Annotated in this window: 29 protein-coding genes; 10 read left to right on the plus strand and 19 right to left on the minus strand. The window is 63.2% G+C overall.

The annotated features are described in order from the left end of the window. Positions 1-5 precede the first annotated feature (5 nt). Positions 6-809 carry an exodeoxyribonuclease III gene (locus Q390_RS0102525; RefSeq protein WP_027994666.1) on the plus strand — a complete coding sequence of 268 codons (804 nt, stop codon included), beginning with the start codon at positions 6-8 and terminating at the stop codon, positions 807-809. Positions 810-913: 104 nt separating this feature from the next. Here Q390_RS0102525 and Q390_RS0102530 read toward each other — a convergent pair whose 3' ends face one another. From Q390_RS0102530 to Q390_RS0102610, 17 genes are all read right to left on the minus strand, one after another. Further along, positions 914-1,105 carry a 2-hydroxymuconate tautomerase gene (locus Q390_RS0102530; protein WP_027994667.1) on the minus strand — a complete coding sequence of 64 codons (192 nt, stop codon included), beginning with the start codon at positions 1,103-1,105 and terminating at the stop codon, positions 914-916. A 53-nt stretch (positions 1,106-1,158) separates the two neighbouring features. Further along, entirely contained in the window at positions 1,159-1,947 is a 789-nt protein-coding gene (gene dmpH / locus Q390_RS0102535; protein ID WP_027994668.1) for a 2-oxo-3-hexenedioate decarboxylase, read from the minus strand. 71 nt (positions 1,948-2,018) lie between these two features. Next, positions 2,019-3,467 (minus strand): methyl-accepting chemotaxis protein, encoded by a 1,449-nt coding sequence (locus Q390_RS0102540; protein ID WP_084153737.1) that lies wholly within the window; start codon positions 3,465-3,467, stop codon positions 2,019-2,021. Positions 3,468-3,481: 14 nt separating this feature from the next. After that, on the minus strand, positions 3,482-4,516 hold the full coding sequence (dmpG, locus tag Q390_RS0102545; RefSeq protein WP_027994670.1) for a 4-hydroxy-2-oxovalerate aldolase: 1,035 nt from the start codon (positions 4,514-4,516) through the stop codon (positions 3,482-3,484). A gap of 17 nt (positions 4,517-4,533) precedes the next feature. Beyond that, on the minus strand, positions 4,534-5,469 hold the full coding sequence (locus Q390_RS0102550; RefSeq protein WP_027994671.1) for an acetaldehyde dehydrogenase (acetylating): 936 nt from the start codon (positions 5,467-5,469) through the stop codon (positions 4,534-4,536). Positions 5,470-5,496: 27 nt separating this feature from the next. Continuing rightward, a complete protein-coding gene (dmpE, locus tag Q390_RS0102555) occupies positions 5,497-6,279 on the minus strand; it encodes a 2-oxopent-4-enoate hydratase (protein ID WP_027994672.1) in 783 nt (260 codons plus the stop codon). A 102-nt stretch (positions 6,280-6,381) separates the two neighbouring features. After that, a complete protein-coding gene (locus Q390_RS0102560) occupies positions 6,382-7,836 on the minus strand; it encodes a 2-hydroxymuconic semialdehyde dehydrogenase (protein WP_027994673.1) in 1,455 nt (484 codons plus the stop codon). Positions 7,837-7,875: 39 nt separating this feature from the next. Next, positions 7,876-8,349: a GlcG/HbpS family heme-binding protein gene (locus tag Q390_RS0102565; protein WP_084153738.1), complete on the minus strand. Its 474-nt coding sequence runs from the start codon at positions 8,347-8,349 to the stop codon at positions 7,876-7,878. Positions 8,350-8,363: 14 nt separating this feature from the next. Beyond that, positions 8,364-9,254: a SphA family protein gene (locus Q390_RS0102570; RefSeq protein WP_037472072.1), complete on the minus strand. Its 891-nt coding sequence runs from the start codon at positions 9,252-9,254 to the stop codon at positions 8,364-8,366. A 54-nt stretch (positions 9,255-9,308) separates the two neighbouring features. Then, positions 9,309-10,253: a catechol 2,3-dioxygenase gene (locus tag Q390_RS0102575; protein WP_027994676.1), complete on the minus strand. Its 945-nt coding sequence runs from the start codon at positions 10,251-10,253 to the stop codon at positions 9,309-9,311. A 1-nt stretch (position 10,254) separates the two neighbouring features. Further along, a complete protein-coding gene (locus Q390_RS0102580) occupies positions 10,255-10,644 on the minus strand; it encodes a 2Fe-2S iron-sulfur cluster binding domain-containing protein (protein WP_027994677.1) in 390 nt (129 codons plus the stop codon). 13 nt (positions 10,645-10,657) lie between these two features. After that, a complete protein-coding gene (locus Q390_RS0102585) occupies positions 10,658-11,740 on the minus strand; it encodes an NADH:ubiquinone reductase (Na(+)-transporting) subunit F (RefSeq protein ID WP_027994678.1) in 1,083 nt (360 codons plus the stop codon). A 77-nt stretch (positions 11,741-11,817) separates the two neighbouring features. Continuing rightward, on the minus strand, positions 11,818-12,174 hold the full coding sequence (locus Q390_RS0102590; protein ID WP_027994679.1) for a phenol hydroxylase subunit P4: 357 nt from the start codon (positions 12,172-12,174) through the stop codon (positions 11,818-11,820). Then, positions 12,171-13,781 carry an aromatic/alkene/methane monooxygenase hydroxylase/oxygenase subunit alpha gene (locus tag Q390_RS0102595; protein ID WP_027994680.1) on the minus strand — a complete coding sequence of 537 codons (1,611 nt, stop codon included), beginning with the start codon at positions 13,779-13,781 and terminating at the stop codon, positions 12,171-12,173. The genes Q390_RS0102590 and Q390_RS0102595 overlap by 4 nt, the downstream gene beginning before the upstream one ends. 46 nt (positions 13,782-13,827) lie before the next feature. Beyond that, positions 13,828-14,097 carry an MmoB/DmpM family protein gene (locus Q390_RS0102600; RefSeq protein WP_027994681.1) on the minus strand — a complete coding sequence of 90 codons (270 nt, stop codon included), beginning with the start codon at positions 14,095-14,097 and terminating at the stop codon, positions 13,828-13,830. 39 nt (positions 14,098-14,136) lie between these two features. Beyond that, a complete protein-coding gene (locus Q390_RS0102605) occupies positions 14,137-15,129 on the minus strand; it encodes a ferritin family protein (protein WP_027994682.1) in 993 nt (330 codons plus the stop codon). A 62-nt stretch (positions 15,130-15,191) separates the two neighbouring features. Next, positions 15,192-15,401, minus strand: coding sequence for a phenol hydroxylase subunit (locus Q390_RS0102610; RefSeq protein WP_027994683.1), 210 nt, complete (start codon positions 15,399-15,401; stop codon positions 15,192-15,194). 325 nt (positions 15,402-15,726) lie between these two features. Here Q390_RS0102610 and Q390_RS0102615 point away from each other — a divergent pair, with 325 nt between their 5' ends. The 8 genes from Q390_RS0102615 (at position 15,727) to Q390_RS0102650 (ending at position 23,770) form a co-directional block, all read left to right on the plus strand. Then, a complete protein-coding gene (locus tag Q390_RS0102615; RefSeq protein WP_027994684.1) occupies positions 15,727-17,427 on the plus strand; it encodes a sigma-54-dependent Fis family transcriptional regulator in 1,701 nt (566 codons plus the stop codon). Positions 17,428-17,485: 58 nt separating this feature from the next. Next, positions 17,486-18,226, plus strand: a complete 741-nt coding sequence (locus tag Q390_RS0102620) for a GntR family transcriptional regulator (RefSeq protein WP_027994685.1) — start codon at positions 17,486-17,488, stop codon at positions 18,224-18,226. Between the two features lie 87 nt (positions 18,227-18,313). Continuing rightward, entirely contained in the window at positions 18,314-18,952 is a 639-nt protein-coding gene (locus Q390_RS0102625) for an MBL fold metallo-hydrolase (protein ID WP_027994686.1), read from the plus strand. A gap of 274 nt (positions 18,953-19,226) precedes the next feature. Further along, on the plus strand, positions 19,227-19,772 hold the full coding sequence (locus Q390_RS0102630; RefSeq protein ID WP_027994687.1) for an iron transporter: 546 nt from the start codon (positions 19,227-19,229) through the stop codon (positions 19,770-19,772). A gap of 1 nt (position 19,773) precedes the next feature. Further along, on the plus strand, positions 19,774-21,186 hold the full coding sequence (locus Q390_RS0102635; RefSeq protein WP_037472015.1) for a carbohydrate porin: 1,413 nt from the start codon (positions 19,774-19,776) through the stop codon (positions 21,184-21,186). Then, the gene (locus Q390_RS0102640; protein WP_037472016.1) at positions 21,186-21,524 is read left to right on the plus strand and encodes a cupredoxin domain-containing protein; all 339 of its coding nucleotides are present in this window, start codon (positions 21,186-21,188) and stop codon (positions 21,522-21,524) included. Before Q390_RS0102635 ends, Q390_RS0102640 begins: the two co-directional genes overlap by 1 nt. 18 nt (positions 21,525-21,542) lie before the next feature. Then, positions 21,543-22,376, plus strand: a complete 834-nt coding sequence (locus Q390_RS0102645) for an FTR1 family iron permease (RefSeq protein WP_027994690.1) — start codon at positions 21,543-21,545, stop codon at positions 22,374-22,376. After that, positions 22,373-23,770, plus strand: coding sequence for a 4Fe-4S binding protein (locus Q390_RS0102650; RefSeq protein WP_245606846.1), 1,398 nt, complete (start codon positions 22,373-22,375; stop codon positions 23,768-23,770). Before Q390_RS0102645 ends, Q390_RS0102650 begins: the two co-directional genes overlap by 4 nt. An 88-nt stretch (positions 23,771-23,858) precedes the next feature. Here Q390_RS0102650 and Q390_RS0102655 read toward each other — a convergent pair whose 3' ends face one another. After that, on the minus strand, positions 23,859-24,443 hold the full coding sequence (locus Q390_RS0102655; protein WP_027994692.1) for a BPSL1445 family SYLF domain-containing lipoprotein: 585 nt from the start codon (positions 24,441-24,443) through the stop codon (positions 23,859-23,861). 114 nt (positions 24,444-24,557) lie between these two features. Further along, positions 24,558-25,421, minus strand: a complete 864-nt coding sequence (locus Q390_RS0102660; RefSeq protein WP_051602998.1) for a M48 family metallopeptidase — start codon at positions 25,419-25,421, stop codon at positions 24,558-24,560. A gap of 83 nt (positions 25,422-25,504) precedes the next feature. Here Q390_RS0102660 and Q390_RS0102665 point away from each other — a divergent pair, with 83 nt between their 5' ends. Further along, a complete protein-coding gene (locus Q390_RS0102665) occupies positions 25,505-26,893 on the plus strand; it encodes an AmpG family muropeptide MFS transporter (protein WP_027994694.1) in 1,389 nt (462 codons plus the stop codon). Positions 26,894-26,964 lie beyond the last annotated feature (71 nt).

The raw sequence follows: 26,964 nt of genomic DNA on the forward strand, positions 1-26,964 counted from the left end.
ATTCCTTGTTCAAGTTAACCAGCCTCAACCTTAACGGCATTCGCTCGGCCACCCGCAAAGGGGTCGAACAATGGATGGCCGCCACGCAGCCGGATTGTATTTGCGTACAGGAGGTCAAGGCGCAGGCGCCCGACGTGCAGGGCCAGTTTGAGCAACTGGCTGGTTTGCAGGGATATTTTCATTTTGCGCAGAAAAAGGGCTACTCGGGCGTCGGCATCTACACGCGCCACGCGCCCAGCGATGTCATCGTCGGCTACGGCTCGCCCGAGTTCGACGCCGAAGGGCGCACGCTGGAGCTGCGCTTTGACACGCCGGCGCGCAAGCTGTCCATCATTAGCGCCTACTTCCCCAGCGGCTCCTCGGGCGAAGAGCGTCAACTGGCCAAGTTCCGCTTTCTGGCCGGCTTCCACCCGCACCTGATGCGCGCCAAAAGCGAGCGCGAATTCATTTTGTGTGGCGACATCAATATCGCGCACCAGCAAATCGACCTGAAAAACTGGCGCAGCAACCAAAAAAACAGCGGTTTCACGCCCGAAGAACGCGCCTGGATGACGCAACTGCTGCACCCCACCGAGGCCAGCGGCGGCCTAGTGGATGTGTACCGCCACCTGCAACCAGAGACCACCGACGCTGCCTACACCTGGTGGAGTAACCGCGGGCAGGCCTATGCCAACAACGTCGGCTGGCGGCTCGATTACCACCTGGCAACACCCGCACTGGCGGCGCTGGCGCGCAGCGAGCACATCTACAAGGCGGAGAAGTTCTCTGACCACGCGCCGATCACGGTGGATTACGACTTTGCCTTGTAGGCGCACCCATCAGCGCACCAGCCAGCACGCGCCGATTTTTGATCAAATGACCTTCAAAGGCATACCAGACAAGCGCAGATAGCTATAAAAAAAGAAGTGCTTCTTCAGCGCCCCAGGTCTTTAGCGCTGACCCCGGCAATGCCCCAGTTCTCTTTGGGCACGTCCTGGATCCAGACACGCACCGCTTCCAGCGGCGCGCCGGTAGCCTCGTGCAGGGCCTGGGTGACTTTTTCAATCACAGCTCTTTTTTGCTCGACGGTGCGGCCTTCGATCATGTAAATCTGGGCAAATGGCATGGTGGTTTCCTTACGGTAATAGGCAGTGAGGGGGCGAGCGCAATGGTGGACGCTCAGACAAAGCGCAGCGACACGCTGCCCATACCCTGCACGCGGAGGCAGACGTTGTCGCCCGCCGCCACGGCCACGGCTTCGGTGATGCCGCCGGACAGAATCACACTGCCCGCTGGAATCTCTTGGCCGCGTGCGCCCAAGTGGTTGGCCAGCATGGCAATCGCCGCCGCCGGGTGGCCCAGCACCGCCGCACCAGCACCCAGCGCCACCGGTTCACCGTTTTTCTCCAGCACGATGCCGACGGTGCGCAGGTCGAGTTGATTCGGGCGCAGCGGCTGGCCCCCAACGACAAAACGTGAGGCCGAGGTGTTGTCGGCGACCACGCTTTTCAGGTCGAACTTGAAGTCGCGGTAGCGGCTGTCGATGACTTCGATGCCGGGCATGACAAAGTCGGTCGCGGCCAGCACCGCGCCAATGTGGCAGCCGGGGCCGCGCAGCGCGTGTTTCAGCACAAAGGCAATTTCTGGCTCGACCTTGGGATGAATCAGTTCGCTGACCTTGACTTCGCCGCCTTCCGAGACGCTGTACTCGTCCACCAAAAAGCCAAACACCGGCGTTTCCACGCCCATTTGCTTCATCTTCGCGTGCGAGGTCAGCCCCGCCTTGAGACCAATGACGCGGGCGCCGCGCCCCAAGTGCCGCGCCAAAATGGCGTCTTGGATGGCGTAGGCGTCATCCCAATCCATGTCGGGATACTGGTCGGTAATTTTGGGCGTGTCTTGGGCGTTGCGCTGGCAGTTGTCCAGGTGCTCGGCGAGTTGGGCGATGGTGGCGGCGGAGAGGTTCATGGGGAAGTCCTGGTCTTGAAAAGGAAAAAAAGAGGGGCGGCCGATGTCGCCATGGCTGCCAGTGCGGCCATTCAATGGCTTTGAAATAACTTGCCCATGCTCTGGCGCCAGCCCCCGGAGGAGGCCGCCGATGGGTCTGGGGTACTCAAGTGCGACAGGGTGTTTTTGACCAGGTCGTAGGCCGGGCGCACTTGCAGGGGCACTTTGGCGCGCACCTGGTCAAAGCGCTCGGCTTTGGCCAACGCCAACACTTCGCCGCGTACGCCGCGATAGGCTTTCAATGCCGCAGCAAATTGCTGCGCCGGCGCCGCGGGTGCGTGACCACGCGGGCTGCGCAGGTAGCGCGCCCAAGTGCTGTCTATCAAGGTGTCGAGTTGGCCAATGCGCTCGACCACCGTCACGATGTCGCGGTAGGCATCGGCATTCATGACGAGGATGTTGCAGGCGCGCAGCTCTTCGATGCAGTCCGCCAGCACATCGACCTCGGCACGCCCGGGCAGCAACTGCGAGGTTTCGCGCTTGAGTTGGCCTATCAGGCCTTGCACGGTGCGCAACTGCCCGTTGCTGGTGCCCAGCCATTCCACCGATTGCTGCGCCGCCGCCGACAGGGCTTGGGCGTTTTGCACCAGGCGCTGACTCAAGCCTCCTTGGGTTTGCGCGGCCACGGCCAGGTCGTTGGCAGCGTTGAGCGTGCGGCCCGAGCGCGCGCGGATGTCCGCCAGCGCCGCACCGGTTTCGCGTGTGCGCTCAATGCCGCCGTGTATGTCTTGCAGCACCTGCTGCAAATAGCTGTCGGCAGCCACGGTGCTGGTGGTGATGCCAGAAATCATCTGGCGGATTTGCACCGTGGCGTCATTGGTGCGCGTGGACAGCTTGCGCACCTCTTGGGCCACCACGGTAAAGCCGCGGCCCTGCTCCCCGGCACGCGCAGCCTCGATGGCGGCGTTGAGCGACAGCAGATTGGTCTGCATGGCGACTTTCTGGATCAGGTCAACGATGTTCTCAATCTCGTCTTTGTGGCGCATGACCTCGCGAAAGCGCTCTTCCAAACCTTGTGCCGATGGCTCCAGCGCGGCAATGCGCTCCATGGTCTGGTTCAGCAGGCCATCGCCATGCACCGCCAGTTCGTGCATCGAATGAACCTCGTTGCGGGTGATGGCAGCCGACTGCACCATCGACGCAACGCTGGCATCCAGCGCGCCCACACCCTCAAGCAACTGCCCCAGAACAGACGACTGCTCGCGCGAGGCGCTGACCACCCGGGTAAACGACGACATCATGCTGGCGTTGTTCACGGTGACATCCAGGGCGTGTTTGTCCAGCCGCCCCAAGGCGCCAGCGTCTGCGCTGCCACCCCACCACCGGCGCCCGCTGCGGGCGCTGCCGACCACCCCGGCCAGAGCCATCAGGGTCAGGCACAAAAGAGCTGCCTCGTGCAACCCGTCCCAAGGGACAGACCACGCGGGCCATGCCAGTGCCGCCAAAGACAGCACCAAGGTCGAACTGAGCAGGGCGCCCATGTGCAGTTTTCGCCTTAGGCCGCCAGCAGACCGCGTGCGCGCGCCATGGTCATGGCGGTGTCTTCAATCATGTCTTCCTGGCCGCCGACCATGCCCCGGCGCCCCATCTCGACCAGGATGTCGCGCGCGGGCACGCCGTATTTTTTCTGGGCGCGCTTGGCAAACAGCAAGAAACTGCCGTACACGCCGGCATAACCCAAGGTGAGCGCGTCGCGGTCGATGCGGATCGGAAAGTCCATGATCGGCACCACCAAGTCTTCAGCCACGTCTTGGATCTTGAAGACGTCCACGCCGGTCTCGATACCCATCAGGTCGCAGACAGCGATAAAGACTTCCATCGGCGTGTTGCCCGCACCAGCGCCGAGGCCAGCCGCAGCGGCATCGATGCGATTGGCGCCGACTTCAATCGCCGCCAGGCTGTTGGCCACGCCCATCGCCAAGTTATGGTGGCCGTGAAAGCCCAGCTCGGTCTCGGGTTTGAGGGCAGCGCGCACCGCGCCCAGGCGGCTCTTGACGGTCTCGGGCAGCAGGTGGCCGGCGGAGTCGGTGACGTAGATGCAGTTGGCACCGTAGCCTTCCATCAGCTTGGCTTGCTTGACCAGGCCTTCGGGGCTGTTCATGTGCGCCATCATCAAAAAGCCCACCGTGTCCATGTCCATCTTGCGGGCCATGGTGATGTGCTGCTCAGAGACGTCGGCCTCGGTGCAGTGGGTCGCCACGCGGATGGTGGTGACGCCCAAGCCGTGTGCCATCTTCAGATGATCGACAGTCCCGATACCAGGCAACAGCAGGGCAGAGACTTTGGCCTGCTTCATCAGCGGAATCACAGCGCCGAGGTATTCCTCGTCGGTGTGCGCCGGGAAACCATAGTTGACCGAACTGCCGCCCAAGCCGTCACCGTGCGTGACTTCGATCAGCGGAATGCCAGCGGCGTCCAGGCCGCAGGCGATGGACTTCATTTGCTCCAGCGTCATCAGGTGGCGCTTGGGGTGCATGCCGTCGCGCAACGTCATGTCGTGGACGGTGATTTTTTTGCCTTTGAGTGTCATGGTGTGTTTCCTTGTCTTTAAGCGGCTACGGCCACGGGGACGATGACGGGAACGAGCGTCAAAGCGCCGCTCAAGATTTCTTCGGCAAACATCTCGGCGGTGCGGGCCGCCGCCGCCGTCATGATGTCCAAGTTGCCAGCGTATTTGGGCAGGTAGTCGCCCAGGCCTTCAACTTCCATGAAGACGCTGACGCGGTTGCCGTCAAACACCGGGCCGTTGACCAGGCGGTAGCCGGGCACATATTTTTGTACCTCTTGGATCATGTCGTGGATCGACTGGGTGATGGCGGCTTGGTCGGGCTCGGTCTCGGTCAGGCAGTGCACCGTGTCGCGCATCATCATCGGCGGCTCGGCCGGGTTGATGATGATGATGGCCTTGCCTTTTTTGGCGCCGCCGACTTTTTCAACGGCACCGGCGGTGGTGCGGGTGAATTCGTCAATGTTCTTGCGCGTGCCGGGGCCAGCGGATTTGGACGACACCGTGGCGACGATTTCGCCGTAGGCCACCGGCTGGATGCGGCTGATGGCGAACACCATCGGAATCGTCGCCTGACCACCACAAGTGACCATGTTGACGTTCATCTCACGCTGGCCGACGTGTTGCTTCAAGTTGACCGGCGGCACGCAGAACGGGCCAATCGCAGCGGGTGTCAGGTCGATCATCATCGCGCCCTGCTCGTTCACTTTGCGTGAGTTTTCGGCATGGACGTAGGCGCTGGTGGCGTCAAAAACGATCTGTACGCCGTCGGCTTTCATGTGCGGAATGAGGCCATCCACACCGTCGGCGGTGGTCTTGATACCCATCTCGCGCGCACGCTTCAAGCCGTCCGATTCGGGGTCGATGCCAACCATCCAGACCGGCTCCAGCACCGCGCTGCGTTGCAGTTTGGCCAGCAAATCGGTGCCGATGTTGCCGGGGCCGATGAGGGCGCATTTGATTTTTTTGGTGGTCATGGGGAAGCTTTCTTTGTCTTACGAATGTCAAATAAAGCGCACTGAGCAGCCACCGATGCCGCCGATGCTGACGCGCAAACTGTCGCCGGCCTGCACTGGAACCATGATGCCCAGCGAGCCGGACAGCACCACTTCGCCCGCCTTCAGGCCCATGCCCAAGCGGCCTAGCGTGTTGGCCAGCCACGCCACGGCGTTGGCCGGGTGGCCGAGCGCCGCAGCGCCCGCGCCGGTGGCGACGATTTCGCCGTTTTTCTCTAGCACCATGCCGCAGGTGCCCAAGTCCACATCGCGCGGATCGACCAAGCGGTCGCCCAGCACAAATACGCCGCACGAGGCGTTATCGGCGACGGTGTCCTGGATTTTGATTTTCCAGTTTTCGATGCGTGAATCGACGATTTCAAAGCAGGCCATCACGCCTTCGGTCGCCGCAATCACATCGGCAGCGCTGACGCCCGGGCCCATCAAATCGCGCTTCAGCACAAAAGCGATTTCGCCCTCGGCCTTGGGCTGGATCAGGGTTTTGGCTTCAATCGGCTGGCCTTCGTTGTAGACCATGCCGTCGAGCAAGATGCCAAAGTCGGGCTGGAACACGCCCAGCATGTTCATCACCGCTTGGCTGGTGACACCAATTTTTTTACCAACCACACGCTCGCCCGCGCCAACGCGCCGGGCAATCAAACGCTGCTGGATGGCGTAGGCGTCTTCGATGGTGATGTCGGGGTGGCGCGTGCTCAGGGGCGTGACGGTGCGGCAGCCGGTGAGGGCGTCGTACAGCTCATCGCCCAGGGTGGAATGGAGTTCAGGGGTCATATTGATAAGCGTTTAATTACTATTAATTTGATAGCTACTAGCGCACGTATTTAAAGGGCTAGAGCCTATTTTTATTCAAAATAAACTGTCCATCGGGCTTGTTTAGAGCTTGATACAGACGTTTTTCATGTCGGTATAGAACTCCAGCGAGTGCACGCCCCCTTCACGGCCAATGCCGGACTGCTTGGAGCCGCCAAACGGCGTACGCAAGTCGCGCAGGAACCAGCTGTTGACCCACGCCAGACCGACCTTCATGCGCTGCGCCGTGCGGTGGGCGCGGGCCAAATCGCGTGTCCAGATGGCAGTCGCCAAGCCGTAGACGTTGTCGTTGGCCTTGGCCAGCACTTCTTCTTCGCTGTCGAACGGCGAGATATGGCAGCAGGGGCCAAAGATTTCTTCTTTGACGACGCGGGCGCTTTCGGACAATCCCGTCCAAATGGTCGGCTGCACCCAAGCACCGCCGGCGTAGTCCGCACCCATATCCGGCACACCGCCGCCAGTGATGACGGTGGCGCCTTCTTCGACCGCCAGTTGGTAATACGACAGCACTTTTTCTTGGTGCTCTTTGCTGATCAGCGGGCCCATGCTGGTGGCAGCATCGTCCGGCAGACCGACTTTCATGCCTTCAGCGCCCAGCTTCAAAGCGGCGACGAATTTATCGAAAATCGGGCGCTCAACATACACGCGCTCGGTGCCCAAACACACTTGGCCGCAGTTGACGAAGGCCGAGCGCAACGTGCCTTCAATGGCGGCGTCAAAGTCGCAATCGGCAAACACGATGGCGGCGTTTTTGCCGCCCATTTCCAAGCTCACCGGGCGCGCGCCGTGGGCGGCGGCCTTCATGATGGCCTCGCCGGTGCGCGTTTCGCCGGTGAAGGTGATGGCATCGACGCCAGGATGGGTGGTGACGAACTCACCGGCCGAGCCAGGGCCAAAGCCGTGCACCACGTTGTACACACCGGGCGGAATGCCGGCGGCGTTCATCACCTCGCCCAACAGGGCGGCGGTTTGCGGGGTTTCTTCCGACGGCTTGACGACCACGGTGTTGCCGCAGGCCAGCGCCGGGCCGACTTTCCACGTCATCAGCAGCAGCGGCAGGTTCCACGGGCAGATCACGCCGACCACGCCGATGGGTGCGCGGTAGCCGTAGTTGATGGCACCCCGGCCATCGGGCGTGGCGGTCTCAAAAAACTCAGTGGGGACGTTTTTAACGATGTCGGCAAACACCTTGAAGTTGGCCGCGCCGCGGGGGATGTCGATGTGGCGCGCCAAGCTCATTGGCTTGCCGGTGTCGGCGCATTCGGCCGCCAGAAATTCATCAAAGCGCTGGTTAATGCCATCGGCCACGGCGTGCAGGCGCTCAACACGCTCGGCCACGCTCATCTGGCCCCAAGGGCCATCCAACGCGGCGCGGGCGGCGCTGACGGCGGCATCGACTTGCGCCTTGTCGGCCTCGTGCACCGTGGCAATGGCCGCGCCTGTCAGCGGCGATTTTTTGTCAAATTGGCGCTCGCTGGCGACGTATTCGCCGTTGATGAAGTTCAGGATGTTTTTCATAGTCAAGGTTCAGTAGAGAGGGCGCGGGGTTCGCAGAAGTCAGAGGTCAAGCCCCAGAACGCGCAAGCCAGCGCGGGCAATGATTTCATCTTGGGCTTCACTGCCGCCCGAGACGCCGATGCCGCCAATGCGCACACCGCCTTCAACTATCGGCAAGCCGCCACCAAAGGCGACAAAGCGCGGGCGCAGCACGATGCCTTCGCGCACCGCCGCCGAGTGCGTCGCCAGCACCTCGGGCCATTGCCCGGTCGGCAGGCCAAAGCTGGCCGCCGTGTAGGCCTTGTCGATGGCAATGTCGATGGAGTGCAGCGGTGCGCCAGGCATACGCACAAAGGCCGCCAGCACACCCGCCGCGTCCACCAACGCAATGTTGACGGGCATGCCCAAGTCGCTGGCTGCCTGCACCGCTGCCGCTGCCGCTTGCAACGCGGGGGCCGCCGCAATGACGCGCTGCACCTGGCTGTGCACAAAAGTGGCGGATAGGGCGGAAACGGAGGAAGTCGAATCAGACATGGACGTGCTCCGGCTTAAAACGCTTTGAGCAGCGTCATGCGCAGCAGCGTGCCTTTGGGCTGTGGCCCGGTGCCGGCTTCAGCGCGCAGCTCTTTGTAGAGGGCGCCCTTGAGCACCGTGCCGGGAGCGAGCGGGTACGCCACTTCAGCACCCAGCGCGTGGCGTGAGGACTTGTTGGTGCTGGCGAAAGGGCCGCTGTCGTTGCTGGTTTGCCATTGGCTGTAACCGACGATGCCGGCCTGCACCGGGCCAAAGGTTTTTCCCAAGCCCCATTCGATGGTGGCCTGGTTGCCATGGCGAAAACCGTTGTCCATCTTGCCGTTGCGCTCAAAGCGCATCAGGGCCGAGCCGGAAATGCTTTTCGCGCTGTCAAAGTAGTAGGTCATGCCCCCCGTCAGCATGGTGCTTTTGAAGCCCTTGCCGGGGGATGCCGGGCGACTGGTGCTGCCGTTGTCCAGCCACACACCAGCAGCGGCCACGGCGTCCCACTGCGTGCCGTGCCAACCGAGTACCAGCGGGCCTAGATAGACATCGCCCACGCCGGTGTGGCGGTCAGTAATAGCCGCGGCACCAATGTCCAGCGAGGTGCGCAGCACTGGCACGATGGCTTCAACGCCGTAGTCGGCGCCCAACAGTTTTTGTCCGGTCATCCAGACAAAGCGGTTGGCCAGCGCCGTCACGCTGCCGGTGTTGGAGCCAGGCAGATTGCTGCTGGAGCCAGGGGCGCGAAAATGGTTGATGTCGTAGTGCACCAGGTAGCCCAGGTAATAAAAACCGGGCGGTGGCACGCTGGAGCCTTGAATGCCTTCCACGCCGGGCACATAGTGGCCCTCAGCCTGCGCCGCCAGGGGGGCCAGCCCCCCGAGCAGCGCCAGCACGGCGGCGGCAGCAAAATGTCGTTGCATAGTTTTTTCTTTCATGCGATGCGTCAAAAAAAGCGGGCGGAGGTGCTCAGGCGATCATGTGTAGACGTCGGTGAACGAGGACACCAGCTCACCCGTGTGGTAGAAAATTCCGCTGCCCAAGCGGTCTTCGCTCCAGGTAGTGACCGGGCGATCCGGCTGCGCCAGGTAACCCAGACCGGCAAAGGTTTCGTTGCGGTTGCCGCTCGGGTCAAAGAAGTAAATGGTCTCGCCGCGCGTAATGCCGTGGCGTGTCGGGGCGACATCAATCTTGACCTTGTTCTTGGCCATGATGTCGGCCGCCTTGAGCACGTCGTGCCATGAGTCAAGGAAGAAGGCGATGTGGTGCAGGCCGCTGGTCGGGCCGCCGACAAAGGCGATGTCGTGCGGTGTGCTGGTGCGGGCCAGCCAGGTGGCGGCCTGCATCTTGCCTTCGGGGCCAACCAAAATCTGCTCGGTCAAGAAGAAATCCAGGCACTCTCGCATGAAGCGGGTGTTGTCTTCCACCGTGTTGATGCCGGCTTCGGGGTTCATCTCGCACATCAGCAGGCAGTGGTCAATCCAGTGCGCACCGGCGCCACGGATACCGTCGGGCCACGGGTCGGGGTTGAGGGTGCCGACGTCGGTGCCGACGTATTCCTTCATGGCGTACAGGCGCATTTCGTGGCCGCTGGGCAGGTTGAACTGCAACATGCGGCCCGTCGAGGGCAGCGCGCCTTCGGCCAGCATCGTCGTCTTGACGCCCCAGGCCTCGATGCGCGTTTGCAGGGCGTCGAGGTCTTCGTCTTTTTCGACTTTGTAGGCGACGTGGTTCAAGCCAGCACGGTCGCTCGGGGTCAGGATGAGCGAGTATTTGTCCCACTCGTCCCAGCACTTCAGGTAGACATTACCGGCGTTGTCTTTCATCACGGTTTTCAGACCCAGAACGTTCTCGTAGTGGTTGACGGCAGCATCGATGTCCATGACCCGAATGCTTGCGTGGCCCATTCTTAGTACACCCATTTCATGTCTCCTTCAGTTGTTGTATCGCGGGGGTGGCTGGGGGCGCCGTGGGCTTGCCCCAACCCAGTGAAAAAGGCTTGTTCAGCCTGCCTGCCACTTCGAGCCGCACCGCTTCGGTGGGCGCCACCCGGCAGGCCAGGGTGTATCCGTTGGCGCGTTCTTGCGCACTGACATGGGCGCTGCTGACCGGCCCGAGCAGGCGCACTTGGCCGGACAGCACGCGCACTTTGCAGACACCGCAGCCGCCGTTGACGCAGCCGACCGGAATGCCTTTGCGCCCCAGGCGCAACATGCCTTCCAGCAAGCTCTCGTCGGTGGTGCAGGCGTAGGTGTCGCCGGTTTGTGCAATCGTGACTTGCACGCGTTCCGGGGCCAAAGCCGAGGGTGACATCGCCAGTCGCTCCTCAGACGCGCCGAAACAGCGGACTGCGCGCGTCTTGCACGTCGGCCGCCGACAGGAATTTTTCGGTGTAGATGTCGCGCTCAAACAGGCGCCCCTGCATCAGCGTGCGGATGCAGGCTTCAATCATCAAAGGCGGCCCGCACAGGTAGGCTTTGTGGCCGGCAAAGCTGCTGCCAAAGTGCGCCTGCGCGGCCTCGTGTACGTAGCCCTTGGCGCAGCTCCAACCCTCACCTGCAGCGCCTTCCGACACCTCCGTCACCTCCGACAGGGCCGGCAAGTAGGTGAAGTTCGGGTGCTGCACCGCCAGCGCGCGAAACTCGGCGTCGTAGTACAACTCGCTGGCGCAGCGTTGGCCGTAGACCAGCGTGATCGGCTGCGTGCAGCCACTGGCCAACAACTCCAAAATCATGGCGCGCGGGCTGGACAGGCCTGAGCCGCCGGCCATGAAGACCATCGGCACCGCTGCCGAACGGCGCACGAAAAATCGCCCGTACGGCCCGGTCAGCGCCACCCGGTCACCTTCCTGGAGTTGCTCGTGCAGCCACGTCGTTCCGGCGCCGCCGGTCACCAAACGCACATTCAGTTCAATCTCGCTGCTGGTGCCGTCGGGGCCAGGCGCGTTGGCAATCGAGAACGCCCGCCCCCCTTCGACACCCGGAATCTGCACCTGCACGTATTGCCCAGCCTGGTAGTGGATGGGGGTGTCCAGCGTCAGGTGCAGCGCCTTGATGGTCGGCGTCAGCTGCTCGATGCGCGCTACGGTGGCGACAAAGTCGCGCACGGCAATCACCTGCGCATCAGGCTCGTCTTCCAGGTCGGCCTCGATGGTGGCGTCGGACAGCAGCGTGGCGCAGCAGGCCAGCGCCATGCCGTCGTCGCGCTCCATCTCCATCAGCGCAAACGGATTCGCCGGGCCGTGGTCGAATTCACCGTCGGTGACCTGCACCTTGCAGGTGCCGCACAGGCCGTGGCCGCAGGCGTGCGGAATGTAAATACCCTGGCGCAGCGCGGCGTCCAGCAGAGTCTGGCCGTCTGCCACTTCAATGGTGGCGCCCAGGGGTTCAAGGGTCAGTTGATAGCTCATGGAGTGTCTGGCCCGGGCGCTGCCTGATGGCTGCGCCCGGGGGATGCCTTGCTTGAACGGGTTAACGAGTTCGCGGATTAGCTGAAAGAACCTTCGATGCCAGTCAGGCCTGGGGTGCGAAAGCGGATCGCATCCTTGTGGATCAGGCCGTTGCCTTCCAGGGTTTTGGCCGGGTCGGGCGTCCAGGGCTGGCCGGACTTGAACCACTCCACCGCATCCCAGTCGATGCGCGCAAAGTCCGGGTGCGCGCCATACACGCCGGGCAAAACGGCTGCGGTCAGGGCACCAAAGGGCGTATCGGCCGGCAGCGGCAGGGCCACCGGCGAGCAGAACATCAGATGGTCTTCCCAGCCAATGAACAGCAGCGGTGCCGGAAAATTGGCACGCACGTCCTTGGCCGGAAATTTGTAGGGCTTGAGGGCTTTGACGCTCATGGCTTGTCTCCTGCTTTCTCCGTAGCGGTTGCGGCGGCAGCAGCAGCGGCGCCAGGGATCGGTGGCAGCTCTTCACCGCGCCAAGCGGCAAAGTTTTTCTGGTCTTCCGAGCCTTCAAAGTCGAAGTTGTCGCGGCCCACTTCCATCTCGTACCAATCGAGCACGGCCATCAGCGGGTCAAACCCTTCAGCGGTCGGATCAACACCAGGCTTGAAGCAGTTGCCCTGGTAAATCTGCTGCACCGGCAGCCAGGCCTGGATGTATTTTTCGGGCTCGTGGTCAAAGATACCCTTGCAGCCGTCACTGCAGAAGTGGTACTTCTCGCCCTCAAACTCGCTTTCGCGGTAGCAAATCTTGGTCGCATCGCCCGGCTCGGTAAAGCCCATCGGGATCTGGCAGGTGGTGCACAGCATCGGCAGCGTGTTGTTATAGAAACGCCGGCCTTCTTCGTGCTCTTTGCGGTAGTGCTCCAGGCGGGGACGGTAGTGCTTGTCGAAGGTGTCGGGGTATTTTTCCGACAGCCACTGCATTTCTTCTTCCTTGGGCACCCAGGTGTGAAAGGGCGCCGCAGCGGTGTAGTTATAGAAAATATTCCACGCCTGGTGGCTGATGTGATCCTTGCCTTCGCACGCCATCTTCCAGCCCAGTGGCTCGCGGATGCCGTAGCGCGCCAAGTCCCGGAACAGCGCACCGCCGTTTTCTTCGGCATACATCTCCCACGCCTCTTTCCAGCTCATCACGCGCTTGGGCAGCATGTAGTCCTGCATCATCGCCACCAGCGTCAGCACGCGGTAGCCGCGCCAGAACCACTTGTCGATCCAGCCTTGCACGATCGGTACGTTGCCCGGGTCTTGCTCCAGCATGAACTTGATGCACTCAATGCCCAGCGTCATGTGGCGCGACTCGTCCGACTGTGCCGAGAAGCCAAAGGTGACGGTGGACAGGTCGCCGTTGTGCGCCGCGCCCGACATGAAGGGCACAAACAGCAAGTTGGTCAGCACGTATTCAAACGAGAAGCTGACGGCGGTCAGAAACTCGAACGGGCCAGCGGTCAGCGCGTCTTCAAAGAACGACTTGGGCACCGACAGGAACCACACGCGGTCAAACCAATGGCTGCCGTTGTGCATGCCGTTGAAGTACTTGTTGTAGTGCGACAGGGCGTGGGTTTCGGTCTGGAAGTGGCGCAGCTCATCTACCGACTGCATCTGCGCCGCAACGCGTGCGCCGGGGCCGGTGAAGTGGCGACCGGCATGGGCAAAGCCACGGTGGGCGTAGTACTCCAGCGGCACCACGCCTTGGATGAACAGTTTCAGCGCGTTGATGTAGCGCGCATCTGACACCCCCAACTGGCCATTGTTTTGCGCAAAGGCCTCGATCACGGCGTAGAGTTTTTTCTCTTTTTCGCCCTGGTACTTCCAGTAGGACTCCATCGTCAGGCGGAACGGGTCTTCCCACTTGTCCCAGTCGTGGATCTTGATGCCTTCGTATTTATCGTAGGGGAACACTTTGTCCATCGGCTGGTAGGTGGTGTCCCAACCCAGGCCGCGCGTCATGGCGGTGTAGCGGTCTTTCAGACCCAATTTCTTTTTGCTAACAGGGGCGTCCATCATGGTCTCCTTGTGTATTTTTCGGGGGTACGGTGCGCGGGTGCGGTCAGTTCAACCAGCTCAGGGAGAACTCGTCGTCGTCTTCATCGACGCGGCCCGAGAGCGTGACCAAATTGACCTGAATTTGCTGCAAATCGAACGGGCGGCCCACGATCTCTTCGATCGTCTCGCGGCGCACCACCAGACGGCCGGGGGCGTCGATCTTCACCAGACCGGGCGACTGCACCGCCACGGCTTCAGGGTTGTCGGCCAGGATGGCCTCGATCACCGGACGGGACTCTTCGTTGTCCTGGAAGGCAATAAAAACTTTGGAAATCACGGGTGTGGTCATGGCTATTCCTAAATTCCTGCGGGCTCAAACAGCCAAGCCGGCTTTGCGGGCACGGGCGTCAAGGGCTTCGCGTACGTCCTGCAACACAGCAGCGCCGCGCTCGCCCAGTGCCATGTCGGCCACGGGCGCCAAGGCCTTTTGGGCCTGCTGCACATAAGACTGGTACCAGCCGGTAATCAGGCTGCAGTTGTCGTCCGACTCGGCGGCAGCTACCTTGATGACCGCGTCAATCCAGCGCGTGGTTTCGGTGTGCCACTCGGGCATGAAGGCCGTCAACATCGACACCGCTGTGCCGCCCTGCGTGGCCAGTTGGTCATCGACAAAGTGGTTGTAGATCAGCGGGAACAGCAAGCCGTCGAGCGCCAGGTTGTGCGCCACAAACAGCTCGAACGGATCGAGCACCACCAGCGTGTCTTCGGCGTAGCGGCGCAGCACCTGCCAGCGCGGGTCTTCCAGCCAGTCCTTTTTGCCGGCGTCGAGTGCGCCCGGCTCTTCCAGCGCCAACCCCAGGCGCGTCAGGTATTGCGCCACGCCCAATTGGTCCATGGCATGGAACATGGCCGGCGCAGTGAACGCCGTGCCGTAGCCGCGTGAGCACACCTGGCAGTTGTTCATGTTGCCGGCCCAAGCCACATGGCGTAGCGGCAGCAGCACTTCGCACGCCTTGGCGCGCAAGGCGTCGGGCATCTTGGCGATCAGGCCGCGCGATTCGACGAACTGGTAGTTCGACTCCATCGCCTCTTGCTGTCGGGCGCGCGCCATCGTCCAGTTGGCGTAATAGAACTGGCGCGGATCGCGCAGTGCATACCAGTCGGCCATCTTGACGGCGGTGCGACCGGTGTCAAACAACTCAAACTCTGGCTCCCAGGTCGGGCGGTACTGGAAGTTGGCAGTCGGCTGCACGCCCAGCGTCGCCTCTTGGTAACGCGAGGCCACCTTGTCACCGGTATACGCAGCGACGCGCTTAAAAGTGTTGCGCAGGGGCTGGATAGTCCGCGCTTGCAAATCAACGTTCATGGGGGTTTGTCTCCTCGGGGTGGATGGAAAGCGGCACGCTGGCGATAGAGGTATTGATGGCTTTAGTCGTGCAACCGGAGCGCCTTCTGGGCGACGCAAAATTCCTCAAAGTCACGTTCGTGCAGCATCAGTTCGACCGACAACTCGGGCCAGCCGATGGAAAACTCGAACTCGATAAAACCATTGCTGCGCCGATTCAGCACACGCACAAACCGGCGTGACACATCACATTCAGGCAGGGTTTCAAAATCAATGTGGGCGGCAGTCTGCATAGGGGCTCCTGGCATGGCTTGGTACGCTGAAGTGCTTGCAGGGAGCGTGCCAGTCCACACCAAAAAAGGCTTAATATCGATAAAACTAGGGTTAGTCCCTAAAAATGCCGCTCTTTTTTCATCTCGAATCGCCCCGCCAGAACGTGACCGCGTGCCCAAGCGACATGTCCTCCGCAGAAACCCTGACACTTGTATTTACATTGGTGCAATGCAGCATGATGAATTCATCACCTACCGCTACAGAAAAGTGCGCATTTGATGAAATTTTTGGTTTTAGGGGTGATTGCGTATGGCGCCAATTTCATTTTTTATCGATAGTTGCACCATGACGCCTCCCTCGCTCCCTGCCCTGCCATCTGATGCCGACTTGCGTCGACTGGTGCACTTTTCCAGCGGCGACGGCCGCATCTGGCTGTCCGGGCAGCGCATGTTGCTGGTACACGCCGCCGCGCTGCAGGCGCTGCGGCGCGAGTTGATGGCCACGCTGGGGCCACAAAACACGCGCTGCCTGTTGCTGCGCGCCGGGTACGCCTCGGGCGAGGGCGATGCGCTGCTGGCGCGCCAAGTGCGTCCTCATGCCTCGCTGTTTGATGTGTTTGCCGTCGGCCCGCAGCTGCACATGCTTGAAGGCGCAGTACAGGTCACGCCGCAGGTGTTTGAGGTGGATGAGGCGGCGGGACACTTTCGCGGTGTCTTTCGCTGGGATCACAGCTGGGAAGCCGAAGTGCATACGCGCGACTTTGGCGTGCAATCCGAGCCGGTGTGCTGGATGCTGTTGGGTTATGCCTCGGGCTACACCAGCGCCTTTTTTGGTCGCCCGACGCTGTACAAGGAAACGCAGTGCGCTGGCGCCGGGCCCAGCCACTGCCTGATTGAGGGCCGCTTTGCCGAAGAATGGCCCGACGGTGATGCCATGGCGCGCGACTACGATCCCGACTCGATGCTGGTACGCCTGGACGAGCTGAATTCACAGGTGCAAGCGCTGCGTACGCAATTGCAGCCCAGCGCCGCCAGCACCACACTGATCGGCAATTCACCCGCCTTCAATCAGACCCTGGATTTACTGCGCATGGCGGCGCCGACCAATGTGACGGTGCTGCTGACGGGAGAAACCGGCGTCGGCAAAGAGCGCGTGGCGCGCGCGCTGCACGCCCTGAGTACGCGCGCGGACAAGCCGTTTATCGCCGTCAACTGCGCCGCGCTGCCGGCCGAACTGATCGAGAGCGAATTGTTTGGTGCCGAGAAAGGGGCTTTCACCGGCGCCACCAGCGCGCGGCCCGGGCGTTTTGAGCGCGCCCACGGCGGCACGCTGCTGCTCGACGAGCTGGGCGAGCTGCCGCTGGCGGCACAGGCCAAGCTGCTGCGCGTGCTGCAAGAGGGCGAGATCGAGCGCTTGGGCAGCGCGCAAACGCGCAAGGTGGATGTACGCGTCATCGCCGCCACCAATATCGACCTAGAACAGGCCGTGGCCGAAGGGCGTTTTCGCCGCGACCTGCTGTACCGCCTGAACGTCTACCCGATCCGCATTCCGCCGCTGCGCGAGCGCGTGGACGACATCGAGCCGCTGGCGCGCCACCTGTTGGCGCAATACGCCGCCACGCACGGCAAACGTGCGCAGGGCTTCACCGAACGGGCATTGAGCGCCCTGCGCGAACACGACTGGCCGGGCAATGTGCGCGAGCTGGAGAATCTGATCGAGCGCGGGCTCATCCTGACCCCACCGGGGGCACTGATTGATGCGCCGATGCTGTTTCCGCAGCAGCACCATCACACCAGCGCCGCCAGCACCACCGTCAACGCCGCTGGCGCGCTGGAATCCGCAGCGCCTGCCGACCCGGCGCAGGCCAGCGCCCTGTACGACACCCTGCAGCGCAGCGGCCTGTCATTGGAAGTGCTGGAAGACACGCTGATCCGTGAAGCCGTGCAGCGTGCCAGTGGCAACCTGGCCGCCGCCGCCCGCGCCCTGGGCCTGACGCGGCCCCAGTTAAGTTATCGCCTGGCGCGCCTGCAAGAGCGTGCCCGCTGATCCTGCGCCGCCCTGGCCTGCCCTGTCATCCTCCGCCCATTCAGCATTTTTCCCTACCATGGCCAAACGTCCTTTTCTCCCTGCTGCGACTGCCGACGACAGCGCACAGAGCGCCGTGATCGACACCTCGCGCACGCTCACCGAGCAAACCTACAACCAGTTGCGCGACGACATCATCGAAGGGCGCCTGGAGCCCGGCAGCAAGCTGCGCATCGAGCACCTGCGCACGCAATACGGCGTCGGCGCCGGCACGCTGCGCGAAGCCCTGACGCGGCTGGTCAGCGACGCCCTGGTCAGCGCCGAAGGACAGCGCGGCTTTCGCGTCACGCCGATTGCCATCAGCGACCTGGAAGACATCACGCGGCTGCGCGTGCACATCGAAATCGAGGCGCTGCGCCAATCCATCCGCCACGGTGGCGACGTCTGGCGCAGCCAGTTGCGCGCCAGCTACGAGGCTATTTCTGCCCTGGAGCAGCCGATTACCGCCGCCTATCGGCGCCAGTGGGAGGCGCTGAACGTGCGTTTTCACGACGCGCTGCTGGCCGGCCAAGCTTCGCCCTGGACGCACAAGGTGCTGCGCGTACTGGCACGCCACAGCGAGCGCTACCGCTGCTGCGCCATCGTCCTGCCCGGTCTAGTGCGCGACGTGCACGCCGAACACACCGAAATTTTTGAACTCGCATTAGCCGGGCGCGAGGCGCGGGCTGCGCTGGCGCTGGAAGCACACATCTGCGCTACGCCACACCTGCTCCTGCAGGCGCTGCGCGATGGGCGACTGGTACTGCCCGGAGGCACATGAACGCGAGAGTTGTAAGGCCAATGAAAGGTCTTTGCGCATTTTTGGCAAAATGATTGGTTTTGCCAACCAATTAGCGTTCCCTGTTCCATGCTCCAGTACCTCACCGTTCCCGTCACTCCGTTCCAGCAAAATTGCTCCATCGTCTGGTGCGATGCCACGCAAGAGGCGGCCCTGATTGATGCCGGGGGCGACATCCCCGTGCTGCTGGCCCACATAGCGCAACGGGGCCTGACGCTCAAGGCGCTGTGGGTCACGCATGCGCACATTGACCACGCTGGCGGTGTCGGCGAACTGGCCGACACCTACGCGCTGCCCGTTATCGGCCCGCACCCCAGCGACCAGTTCTGGATCGACGGCCTGGTACAGCAAAGCGCCATGTTCGGCTTTCCTCCAGCGCAGCCCTTCACGCCCACGCGCTGGCTGCACGACGGCGACACAGTGCAGATTGGCAACGAGACGCTCAATGTGCGCCACTGCCCCGGCCACACCCCCGGCCACGTGGTGTTCCACGCCCCGCAAATCGACCGCGTGTTTGTCGGTGACGTGCTGTTTGCCGGCAGCATCGGGCGCACCGACTTTCCCCAGGGCAACCACCAGCAGCTGATCGACAGCATCGTCCAGCGCCTGTGGCCGATGGGCGATCAGACCGTCTTCATCCCTGGCCACGGCCCCGAAAGCACGCTCGGCCGCGAGCGCAGCAGCAACCCGTACGTCCAGGGCACCTGAAACCGGCGGGCGCTCACGGGCGCGGAGCCAGCGTGCCCGTGCTTTGACCACATGCCACGTTACTCCTATAAAAATAGCTTAAGGCGCTTACCCATCAAGGCCTAGAGGCTGTTTTAACCTTATTTCTATCTCCTGATTCCCGTTGGAGGGTGGCGGCGCAGCGGTTGATTTTGCGCAAACAACATCCAAAATAGAAACGATAACGAGAAAAATTCTCAATACGCGAGGCAAAATCTGGCACTGATCTCATTCAGCCACCAGAAAGGTTTGTCCCATGTCGCTTCGTTCCCTGCTTCTCGCCAGCGCCCTCGCCCTCAGTCTGCCCGCCCTGGCACTGGAATACCCAATTGGCGCACCGCACAACGTCGCCGGCATGGAAGTGGGGGCGGTGTACCTGCAACCCGTGGAAATGGAGCCCGACGGCCACATGCGCAAAGTGGCCGAGTCCGACATCCACCTGGAAGCCGACATCCACGCCCTGGGCAACAACGTCAACGGCTATGCCGAGGGCAGCTGGATTCCGTTTCTGCTGGTCAAGTACCAGCTGACCAAGCAAGGTTCGGGCGAAGTCATCCAGGGCGACATGATGCCGATGGTGGCCAGCGACGGCCCGCACTACGGCGACAACGTCAAGCTCGCCGGCCCCGGCAAATACCACGTCAAGTACACCGTGTACGCCCCCAATGCACCAGAAAACACCATGGGCCTGCACTACGGCCGCCACACCGACCGCGCCACCGGCGTGCGCCCCTGGTTCAAGCCGGTGACGCTGGAGTGGGACTTCACCTACGCCGGTATCGGTAAAAAAGGCGGATATTGAAATGCACCCCTTTTTACGTCAACGCACCGCCCTGGCTTTAGCCGCGGCGCTGTGTACCGGCGCGCTGCCTTTGAGCGCAGTGGCCGCGACCCACACCGATGCGATGCTGGCGCAACTCCAGGCACTGGTCGAGCGCGTCGAGCGCCTGGAAGCACAAAACACACAACTGCGCAGCGCGCTAGAGAGTGACCGCCTCAGCGAGAACGAGCCCGAGCTGGCGACGCGCATCAAAGCCGTGGAAGCGCAGCAGCAGGCGCTGCAATCGCCGGCCAGCAAATTGATCAAAGCACTGGAGGGCATCAGCGTCGAAGGCAGCTTGACCGGCATGGTGCAGCAGGCACGGCGCGGCGACCTGGACGACCCCAGCGCCGGCCACAGCCGCGCCAACTACCGGGGCGATGTCGCCGCGACCCTCCCCGGCGGCACATTTGGCAAGAACACCGGGAAGATTTTTGTGCACGCCCGCTTTGGCCAAGGCGAAGGCCTGGCGCTGCGCCCGACCTACACCGGCACGGCCAACAGCACCACCTTTGGCGGCAGCGACCTGGACGACACGCAATTCACCCTGGCGCAGGCCTGGTACCAGCTGGACATGCCGATCGGCAACGCCAGCAACGGGCGCAAAGCCAGCTTCACGCTGGGCAAGATCGACCCGTTCATGTTCTTTGACCAGAACAGCATTGCCGACGATGAGACCCGGCACTTTGCCAACAACGTTTTTGTGCATAACCCGCTGCTCGACTCGGGTGGCGACCTGGGCGCTGACCGTTACGGCTTCTCGCCCGGCGCCATTGCCGCCTACGAAGACGCCCGCGACAAGGCCCTACCCTGGGGCGCATCGATCGGCGTGTTTGGTGCCGGCAACGGCGCCAATTTCAGCGCCAGCAGCGGCAAGCCGCTGGTCATTGCCCAGGCATGGGTATCGCCGCGCATCAATATGCTGCCCGGCACCTACCGCGCCTACGTCTGGAGCAACGCCCGCGCCAGCAACTTTGACGACAGCGCCGCGCGCCACAGCGGCTTTGGCCTCTCGGCGGATCAGCGCGTCACCGACACCCTGACGCTGTTTGGCCGCTACGGACAGCAGACTTCAGGCAGCGCGCGTTTCAACCGCGCCCTGACCGTGGGCGGTGAGCTGGACGGCTCGGCTTGGGGTCGCGGCGCCGATGGCCTGGGCATGGCCTTGGGCCTGTTACGCACCAGCGGCCGTTTTGCCGCCGCGTCGGTGGCAGAAATAGATACCTACGGCCACGCCGCGCGCGGCGCGGAGCGCCTTGGCGAGCTGTACTACCGCATCCACCTGAACAAGCACGTCGAAATCACGCCCAGCCTGCAATACATGGCACGCCCCGCTGCCGATCCGGACGCCAAGGGCATTGCCGTGGTCGGGCTGCGTGCCCGGGTGGGCTTTTGATGGCACGGTACGCACGCCAACTGCTGGCCTGCGCGGCTCTGACCCTGGCGGCGGGCGCGGTAGCAGCACAAGAGTTGCCCACCTTCCGACTAGAAATGAAGAACGGCCACTTTGACCCGACCGAGGTGGTTGTGCCGGCCAACACCCGCTTCAAGCTGGTACTGCACAACGCCGGCACCGACGCCGAAGAGTTCGAGAGCCTGGAGCTGAAGAAGGAAAAAGTGCTAGCGCCTGGCGCCACCAGCTTTGTGGTGTTTGCCCCGCTCAAGCCGGGCAGCTACCGCTTTTTTGGTGAATTCCACCCAGACACGGCGCAAGGCCGCATCGTTTCCCGCTAACCCGTAACAGGAATCCCCATGGTCAACGCCTTTGTCATCGTCTGGCGCGAAAGCCTGGAAGCCATGCTGGTCATCGGCATCCTGTCAGCCTGGGTCAACGGGCGCGGCGGTGGTGGCGCACGCACCGCCTTGTGGAGCGGCGTGCTGGCCGGCCTGGCGCTGGCCGTGGCACTGGCGGCCTTGATGCAAGGCACGCTGGGCATCCTGCCCGACGAGGGACAGGAGATTTTTCAGACGCTGCTGATCGTGTTTGCCGCCTTGCTGATGACGCACATGGTGCTGTGGATGCGCCGCCACGCCCGTGGCCTGCGCCGCGAGATGGAGAGCGCGCTGGACAACGCCGCCGCACGCCAAGGCGCTTGGGGCATTGCCGCCGTGGCCGCGCTGGCCGTGGCACGCGAAGGCGCAGAAACCGTCATCTTCCTACAAGGCATGGCCTCGGGCGCCGGCTGGGGCGCGTTGCTGCCGTCGGCGCTGGCTGGTTTTGCGCTGGCCGGCGTGACCGCCTGGGCCGCCGCGCGCGGTCTGCGCCTGCTGCCGCAGCACCAGGTGTTGCGCGCCAGTGCCAATTTGTTGCTGTTGTTTGCCGCTGGCATGTTGGTGCTGGGCAGTGACCGCCTGATCAGCCTGAAATGGCTGCCGCCCGGCCCCGATCCACTGTGGGACACCAGCGCCTGGCTGGACGATGGCGCCGGCGCCGGCAAGTGGCTGGCCGACCTGTTTGGCTACCGTGCCCGCCCGGCCACGGCCAACGTGGTGGTGTTCTTTGGCTTTTGGCTGCTGATGGCGGTGCAGCACGGGTGGCCGGCGCGCGCGGTGCCCAAGTCCGCCATCCCCTTGCACGCTGAATGACTACACAGCCCCTGCATTTCATGCCACGCCAGCGACCGCGCACGCGGCTGGCGCGGCTGGGCGACTGGATGGCGCGCCACCGCAGCGCCATTGCGCGCCTGCAGTGGGCCATCGTCGTGCTGTATTTCGTGCTGGTCGCCGTACCGGCCTTTTTGCCGCTGCCGCCGGAAGATGCGCGCATGGCCAACAACTTCACGCGTGTGGCGCAGTTTGCCTTCTGGGGCATCTGGTGGCCGTTTGTCATCGCCTCGATGTTGCTGGTCGGGCGCTTCTGGTGCGGCGTGATGTGTCCGGAAGGTGCGCTGACCGAATTTGTCGGCCGGCCCGGCAAAGGACGAGCCATTCCGCGCTGGATGCGCTGGCCCGGCTGGCCGCTGGTGGGGTTTCTGGGCACCACGCTGTATGGCCAGCTGATCAGCGTTTACGAATATCCCGGCCCGGTGCTGGTGATTCTGGGCGGCTCGACCGTGGCCGCCATTGCCGTGGGCATCGTCTATGGCCGGGGCAAGCGCGTGTGGTGCCGCTACCTGTGCCCGGTCACCGGCGTGTTTGCCCTGCTGGCACGGCTGGCACCGCTGCACTTTCAGGTAGACCGCGCCGCTTGGCAGGCACAACCGGCCCACATCCCGGCGGTCGATTGCCCGCCGTTGCTCAACGTCAGCACGCTCTCCAGCGCAGCGCAGTGCCATTCATGCGGACGTTGCAGCGGTCACAGGGGCGCGGTGGCACTGCGCGGGCGCTGGCCGGGCAGCGAGATCGTCCACAGCCAGCCCGGCGACGTGGGCCGCTACGAGGCGCTGCTGCTGCTGTACGGCATGTTGGGGTTTGCGCTGGGCGCGTTTCAATGGACGATGGCGCCGGGCTTTGTCCAAGCCAAGCAATGGATGGCCACCTGGCTGGTCGAGCGCGACATCTTCTGGCCGCTGGCCGACAACGCACCCTGGTGGGTACTGACGCATTACCCGCAGGTATCCGATGTGTTCAGTTGGCTTGATGGTGCCGGCATCGTCGTCTGGCTCAGCGGCACGGCGCTGCTGGTCGGTGGCCTGGCGCATCTGGCCACCGCCGCCGCTGCCCGCCTGGCGCGCACCGACTGGAAGGTGCTGGCCCTGTGCCTGGTGCCGATGGCCGCAGCAAATCTGTTTTTGGGTCTGTCGATGCTCACGCTGACACAGCTGCGCAGCGAGGGCATTATTTTTACCTGGTTACCTGAGGCGCAGCTGGCACTGCTGGCGCTGGCCTGGGGCAGCGGTATGGTGCTGGCGCTGGCGCAATTGCGCCGTGCCGGGGTATCGGGTGTGCGGACGGTGGGGGCCATCGCGCTGCTGGCCGCCGCTGGCGCCGTACCAGCGTTGCTGTGGATACGCACGCTGGATTTGTTCCGTGTCTGGTAAGACCCACCTCTACAGGAAAATATAGAGTGTTTTAGGCTTCAAGCGCCCACTTGGCAAGCGCTTGAAGCTATGGTTTTTGATAAATCGCTTATCGCGTGACGCGCGTGATCTTCGAGCCCTGCAACGACACGCCAGCTTCCAAACCGGTGTTGGTCAGTACGTAGCTGCTCACCGGCGCCTGGATGGTCTGGGTGTCGATACTGCCATTGGCACCGACATGGCCTGCCGCCACGGTGGCGTCCACACCACCCGACCAGCCATTGCCATTGACAAACTTGTCGAGCGAGTCCTGGGTACTAAACACATAGATCACCGCCTTGGACTGGCCGCCAGCCTGCCAGCCGATGGAGGCGCCGCTGGTGGTGTAGCGGCTGTGCGCCTTGTTGCCGACGCGCAACTGGCCTTCACCATGTTCAACACCGATCACAAAACTGCCGCCAATCACGGCCGGAAACACCAGCACGCCCTTGGCGCGCGCAATCAATTCGCGAGAGCCAGGAGCGGCCTGATAGAGGCGTGACAAGGTGGCATCGACCTGGGCATCCAGCGACACCCGATCCGAACGCTGTGAACCTTGCGCGCTCTCTTTGGTCGTGGTGCAACCCACCATGGTCATCCCTGCAACGCCCACTACCGTAGCCACTACCAAAGTGCGGATAGACAATTTTTTCATGACAGATTCCTTGGTAAAACGTGATGCAGCCATGGTAATGAGGCTGCACGCACTTGACGCAAGGCAGGCGCCAAGTCGGCCTGTGCGCCTACAGGCGGCGCGGGCAAGTCTGCATCAACCGCCTCGGCGCGCCGCCGCATACAAGGCCTGCACCTTGGGCACGTTCTGCTCCAGTTCGCGGATGCGCTGCGGACCGCTGGGGTGGGTCGAGAGGAAGGAGGGCCCACCCTGGCCACCGCTGGCTTGGCCCATCTTGCGCCACAGGGTGACGGCAGACTGAGGGTTGTAGCCGGCGCGCGCCGCCATCTCCAGGCCGACCAGATCGGCGTCGCTTTCATCACCCCGGCTGAATTTGAGGCTGAGCAACTGCCCGCCCAAGTTGGCCGCCAAGCTGCCCAGATCGCCCAGGCCGAGCAGCTGCGCCCCCAGGCGCAGGCCCAGGTTGGTGGCCTGGCTTTTGGCCATCTGGGCGCGGGCATGTTCGCGCAGGGCGTGCGCCATTTCGTGGCCCATGACCATGGCCGCCTCGTCGTCGGTGAGTTGGAGCTGTTCGAGGATGCCGGTATAGAAGGCGATCTTGCCGCCGGGCATACAAAAGGCATTGATCTGTGGGCTGCCAATCAAGTTGACCTCCCAACGCCAATCGCGCGCCCGCGGGTTCCACTGCGCGGCAAACGGCACCAGGCGGCGCCCAATGGCGCGCAGGCGCTGCAACTGCGGATGGTTGTCCGGCGCCAGGGCTTTTTTGGCGCGCGCCTGCGCCAGCAGCTGGCTGTATTGCTGCGTGGCAGCGCCTTCCAGCGTGTCGGCCGGTACCAGCTTGCGCAGGCCGGAGGCGTCGCCGACATCGACCTGCGCCAGCGCTGGCACCGATAGCGGCAGCACCAGCGCCGCGCCCGTGGCCAGCAAAAAACCGCGCCGCCCAGGCCAGAGACGGGAGGACGACGCCAACGAAGGAGAGGGGCAGAAAAGACACATCGGGGAATAATAGAGAAACCGCGCGGCACTGTCACCGCCCCTTCTCTTTCGACCCTGCCGCCCCCTCTCCCGCACGATTGACCATGTCTTCCTCCCCTTCGGCTTCCACGGCGTCCGCGCCCACTGCGGTCACCCCCGTCACCTCCAACCCAGCGCCTCCCCCCCCGCAGCGCCCGCCCTGGCGCCAGACGCTGCGGGTGTACTTGGAGCCGGCCAGTCTGCGGATGCTGACGCTGGGGTTTTCTGCCGGCCTGCCGCTGCTGCTGGTGCTGGGCACGCTGTCGTTCTGGCTGCGCGAGGCCGGGCTGGACCGCACCACCATCGGCTACCTCAGCTGGGTCGGGCTGGCTTACGCCTTCAAGTGGGTCTGGTCGCCGCTGGTGGACCGGCTGCCGCTGCCGCTGCTGACGCGCTGGCTGGGGCGGCGGCGCAGCTGGCTGCTGCTGTCGCAGGGTCTGGTAATAGCGGGATTAGTGGGCATGGCCTTCAACGACCCGCAACTGGCGCTGGCGCCGGTGGTGTGGTGCGCGCTGGCGGTGGCCTTTGGCTCGGCCACGCAGGACATTGCGCTGGACGCCTTTCGCATCGAATCGGCCGATACCGAGCGCCAAGCGGCCCTCGCCGCCACCTACCAGACCGGCTACCGCCTGGCGATGATCTGGGCCGGCGCCGGGGTGCTGTGGCTGGCGGCGCGCGCCGAGGTGGCGGGCACCAGCGGCTACCAACACGGCGCCTGGAAGCTGGCCTATCTGGTGATGGCGGCGTCGATGCTGGTCGGCACGCTGACGGTGCTGCTGTCGCGCGAGCCGGTGCCGCGCACCTTTCCGCCGGCCAAAAACGCGCTGGATTGGCTGCGCGGCGCGCTGGTCGAGCCATTTGCCGACTTCCTGTCGCGCTACCGCTGGCAGGCGGTGCTGATCCTGGCGCTGATCTCCGTCTACCGCATCAGCGACGTGGTGATGGGCATCATGGCCAATCCGTTTTATGTCGATATGGGCTACACCAAGGACGAGGTCGCCGCCGTCACCAAGGTGTTTGGCGTGGTGATGACGCTGCTGGGCGCCTTTGTCGGCGGCGTGCTGTCGATGCGCCTGGGCGTGATGCGCGTGCTGATGCTGGGCGCCGTGCTCAGCGCCGCCAGCAACCTGCTGTTTGCCTGGCTGGGCACGCGCGGGCACGATCTGACCGGGCTAATCTTCGTCATCTCGGCCGACAACCTGGCCGGCGGCATTGCCTCGGCGGCGTTCATTGCCTACCTGTCGAGCCTGACCAATGTGCAGTATTCGGCGACGCAATACGCGCTGTTCAGTTCGATGATGCTGCTGGCGCCGAAGTGGATTGCCGGATTTTCCGGCCGTTTTGTCGATGCCAATGGCTACACCGAATTTTTCATTGGCACCGCCCTGCTGGGCTTGCCGGTGCTGATCCTGGTCGCCCTGGTTTCTCGGATGAAAATAGCCTCAAACGCTTGATGGAATTGCGCTCATAGCTACTATTTCAATAGTCTGGATCGCCTGTCACCCTGCCGCCATTTACCCCAGCT

Source organism: Simplicispira psychrophila DSM 11588, from assembly GCF_000688255.1.
Taxonomy (GTDB): domain Bacteria; phylum Pseudomonadota; class Gammaproteobacteria; order Burkholderiales; family Burkholderiaceae_C; genus Simplicispira; species Simplicispira psychrophila.

Excerpts from the sequence above, each read along its gene's own strand:
- Q390_RS0102635 (WP_037472015.1), top strand. The coding sequence starts at position 19,774 with ATGCACCCCTTTTTACGTCAACGCACCGCCCTGGCTTTAGCCGCGGCG.
- Q390_RS0102570 (WP_037472072.1), bottom strand. The coding sequence starts at position 9,254 with ATGCAACGACATTTTGCTGCCGCCGCCGTGCTGGCGCTGCTCGGGGGG.
- Q390_RS0102660 (WP_051602998.1), bottom strand. The coding sequence starts at position 25,421 with ATGTGTCTTTTCTGCCCCTCTCCTTCGTTGGCGTCGTCCTCCCGTCTC.
- Q390_RS0102550 (WP_027994671.1), bottom strand. The coding sequence starts at position 5,469 with ATGACCACCAAAAAAATCAAATGCGCCCTCATCGGCCCCGGCAACATC.
- Q390_RS0102595 (WP_027994680.1), bottom strand. The coding sequence starts at position 13,781 with ATGGACGCCCCTGTTAGCAAAAAGAAATTGGGTCTGAAAGACCGCTAC.
- Q390_RS0102665 (WP_027994694.1), top strand. The coding sequence starts at position 25,505 with ATGTCTTCCTCCCCTTCGGCTTCCACGGCGTCCGCGCCCACTGCGGTC.
- Q390_RS0102560 (WP_027994673.1), bottom strand. The coding sequence starts at position 7,836 with ATGAAAAACATCCTGAACTTCATCAACGGCGAATACGTCGCCAGCGAG.
- Q390_RS0102645 (WP_027994690.1), top strand. The coding sequence starts at position 21,543 with ATGGTCAACGCCTTTGTCATCGTCTGGCGCGAAAGCCTGGAAGCCATG.
- Q390_RS0102605 (WP_027994682.1), bottom strand. The coding sequence starts at position 15,129 with ATGAACGTTGATTTGCAAGCGCGGACTATCCAGCCCCTGCGCAACACT.
- Q390_RS0102640 (WP_037472016.1), top strand. The coding sequence starts at position 21,186 with ATGGCACGGTACGCACGCCAACTGCTGGCCTGCGCGGCTCTGACCCTG.
- Q390_RS0102575 (WP_027994676.1), bottom strand. The coding sequence starts at position 10,253 with ATGGGTGTACTAAGAATGGGCCACGCAAGCATTCGGGTCATGGACATC.
- Q390_RS0102610 (WP_027994683.1), bottom strand. The coding sequence starts at position 15,401 with ATGCAGACTGCCGCCCACATTGATTTTGAAACCCTGCCTGAATGTGAT.
- Q390_RS0102625 (WP_027994686.1), top strand. The coding sequence starts at position 18,314 with ATGCTCCAGTACCTCACCGTTCCCGTCACTCCGTTCCAGCAAAATTGC.
- dmpH (WP_027994668.1), bottom strand. The coding sequence starts at position 1,947 with ATGAACCTCTCCGCCGCCACCATCGCCCAACTCGCCGAGCACCTGGAC.
- Q390_RS0102565 (WP_084153738.1), bottom strand. The coding sequence starts at position 8,349 with ATGTCTGATTCGACTTCCTCCGTTTCCGCCCTATCCGCCACTTTTGTG.
- Q390_RS0102585 (WP_027994678.1), bottom strand. The coding sequence starts at position 11,740 with ATGAGCTATCAACTGACCCTTGAACCCCTGGGCGCCACCATTGAAGTG.
- Q390_RS0102590 (WP_027994679.1), bottom strand. The coding sequence starts at position 12,174 with ATGAGCGTCAAAGCCCTCAAGCCCTACAAATTTCCGGCCAAGGACGTG.
- Q390_RS0102655 (WP_027994692.1), bottom strand. The coding sequence starts at position 24,443 with ATGAAAAAATTGTCTATCCGCACTTTGGTAGTGGCTACGGTAGTGGGC.
- dmpE (WP_027994672.1), bottom strand. The coding sequence starts at position 6,279 with ATGACCCCTGAACTCCATTCCACCCTGGGCGATGAGCTGTACGACGCC.
- Q390_RS0102580 (WP_027994677.1), bottom strand. The coding sequence starts at position 10,644 with ATGTCACCCTCGGCTTTGGCCCCGGAACGCGTGCAAGTCACGATTGCA.
- Q390_RS0102540 (WP_084153737.1), bottom strand. The coding sequence starts at position 3,467 with ATGGGCGCCCTGCTCAGTTCGACCTTGGTGCTGTCTTTGGCGGCACTG.
- dmpG (WP_027994670.1), bottom strand. The coding sequence starts at position 4,516 with ATGACACTCAAAGGCAAAAAAATCACCGTCCACGACATGACGTTGCGC.
- Q390_RS0102650 (WP_245606846.1), top strand. The coding sequence starts at position 22,373 with ATGACTACACAGCCCCTGCATTTCATGCCACGCCAGCGACCGCGCACG.
- Q390_RS0102630 (WP_027994687.1), top strand. The coding sequence starts at position 19,227 with ATGTCGCTTCGTTCCCTGCTTCTCGCCAGCGCCCTCGCCCTCAGTCTG.
- Q390_RS0102615 (WP_027994684.1), top strand. The coding sequence starts at position 15,727 with ATGACGCCTCCCTCGCTCCCTGCCCTGCCATCTGATGCCGACTTGCGT.
- Q390_RS0102530 (WP_027994667.1), bottom strand. The coding sequence starts at position 1,105 with ATGCCATTTGCCCAGATTTACATGATCGAAGGCCGCACCGTCGAGCAA.
- Q390_RS0102620 (WP_027994685.1), top strand. The coding sequence starts at position 17,486 with ATGGCCAAACGTCCTTTTCTCCCTGCTGCGACTGCCGACGACAGCGCA.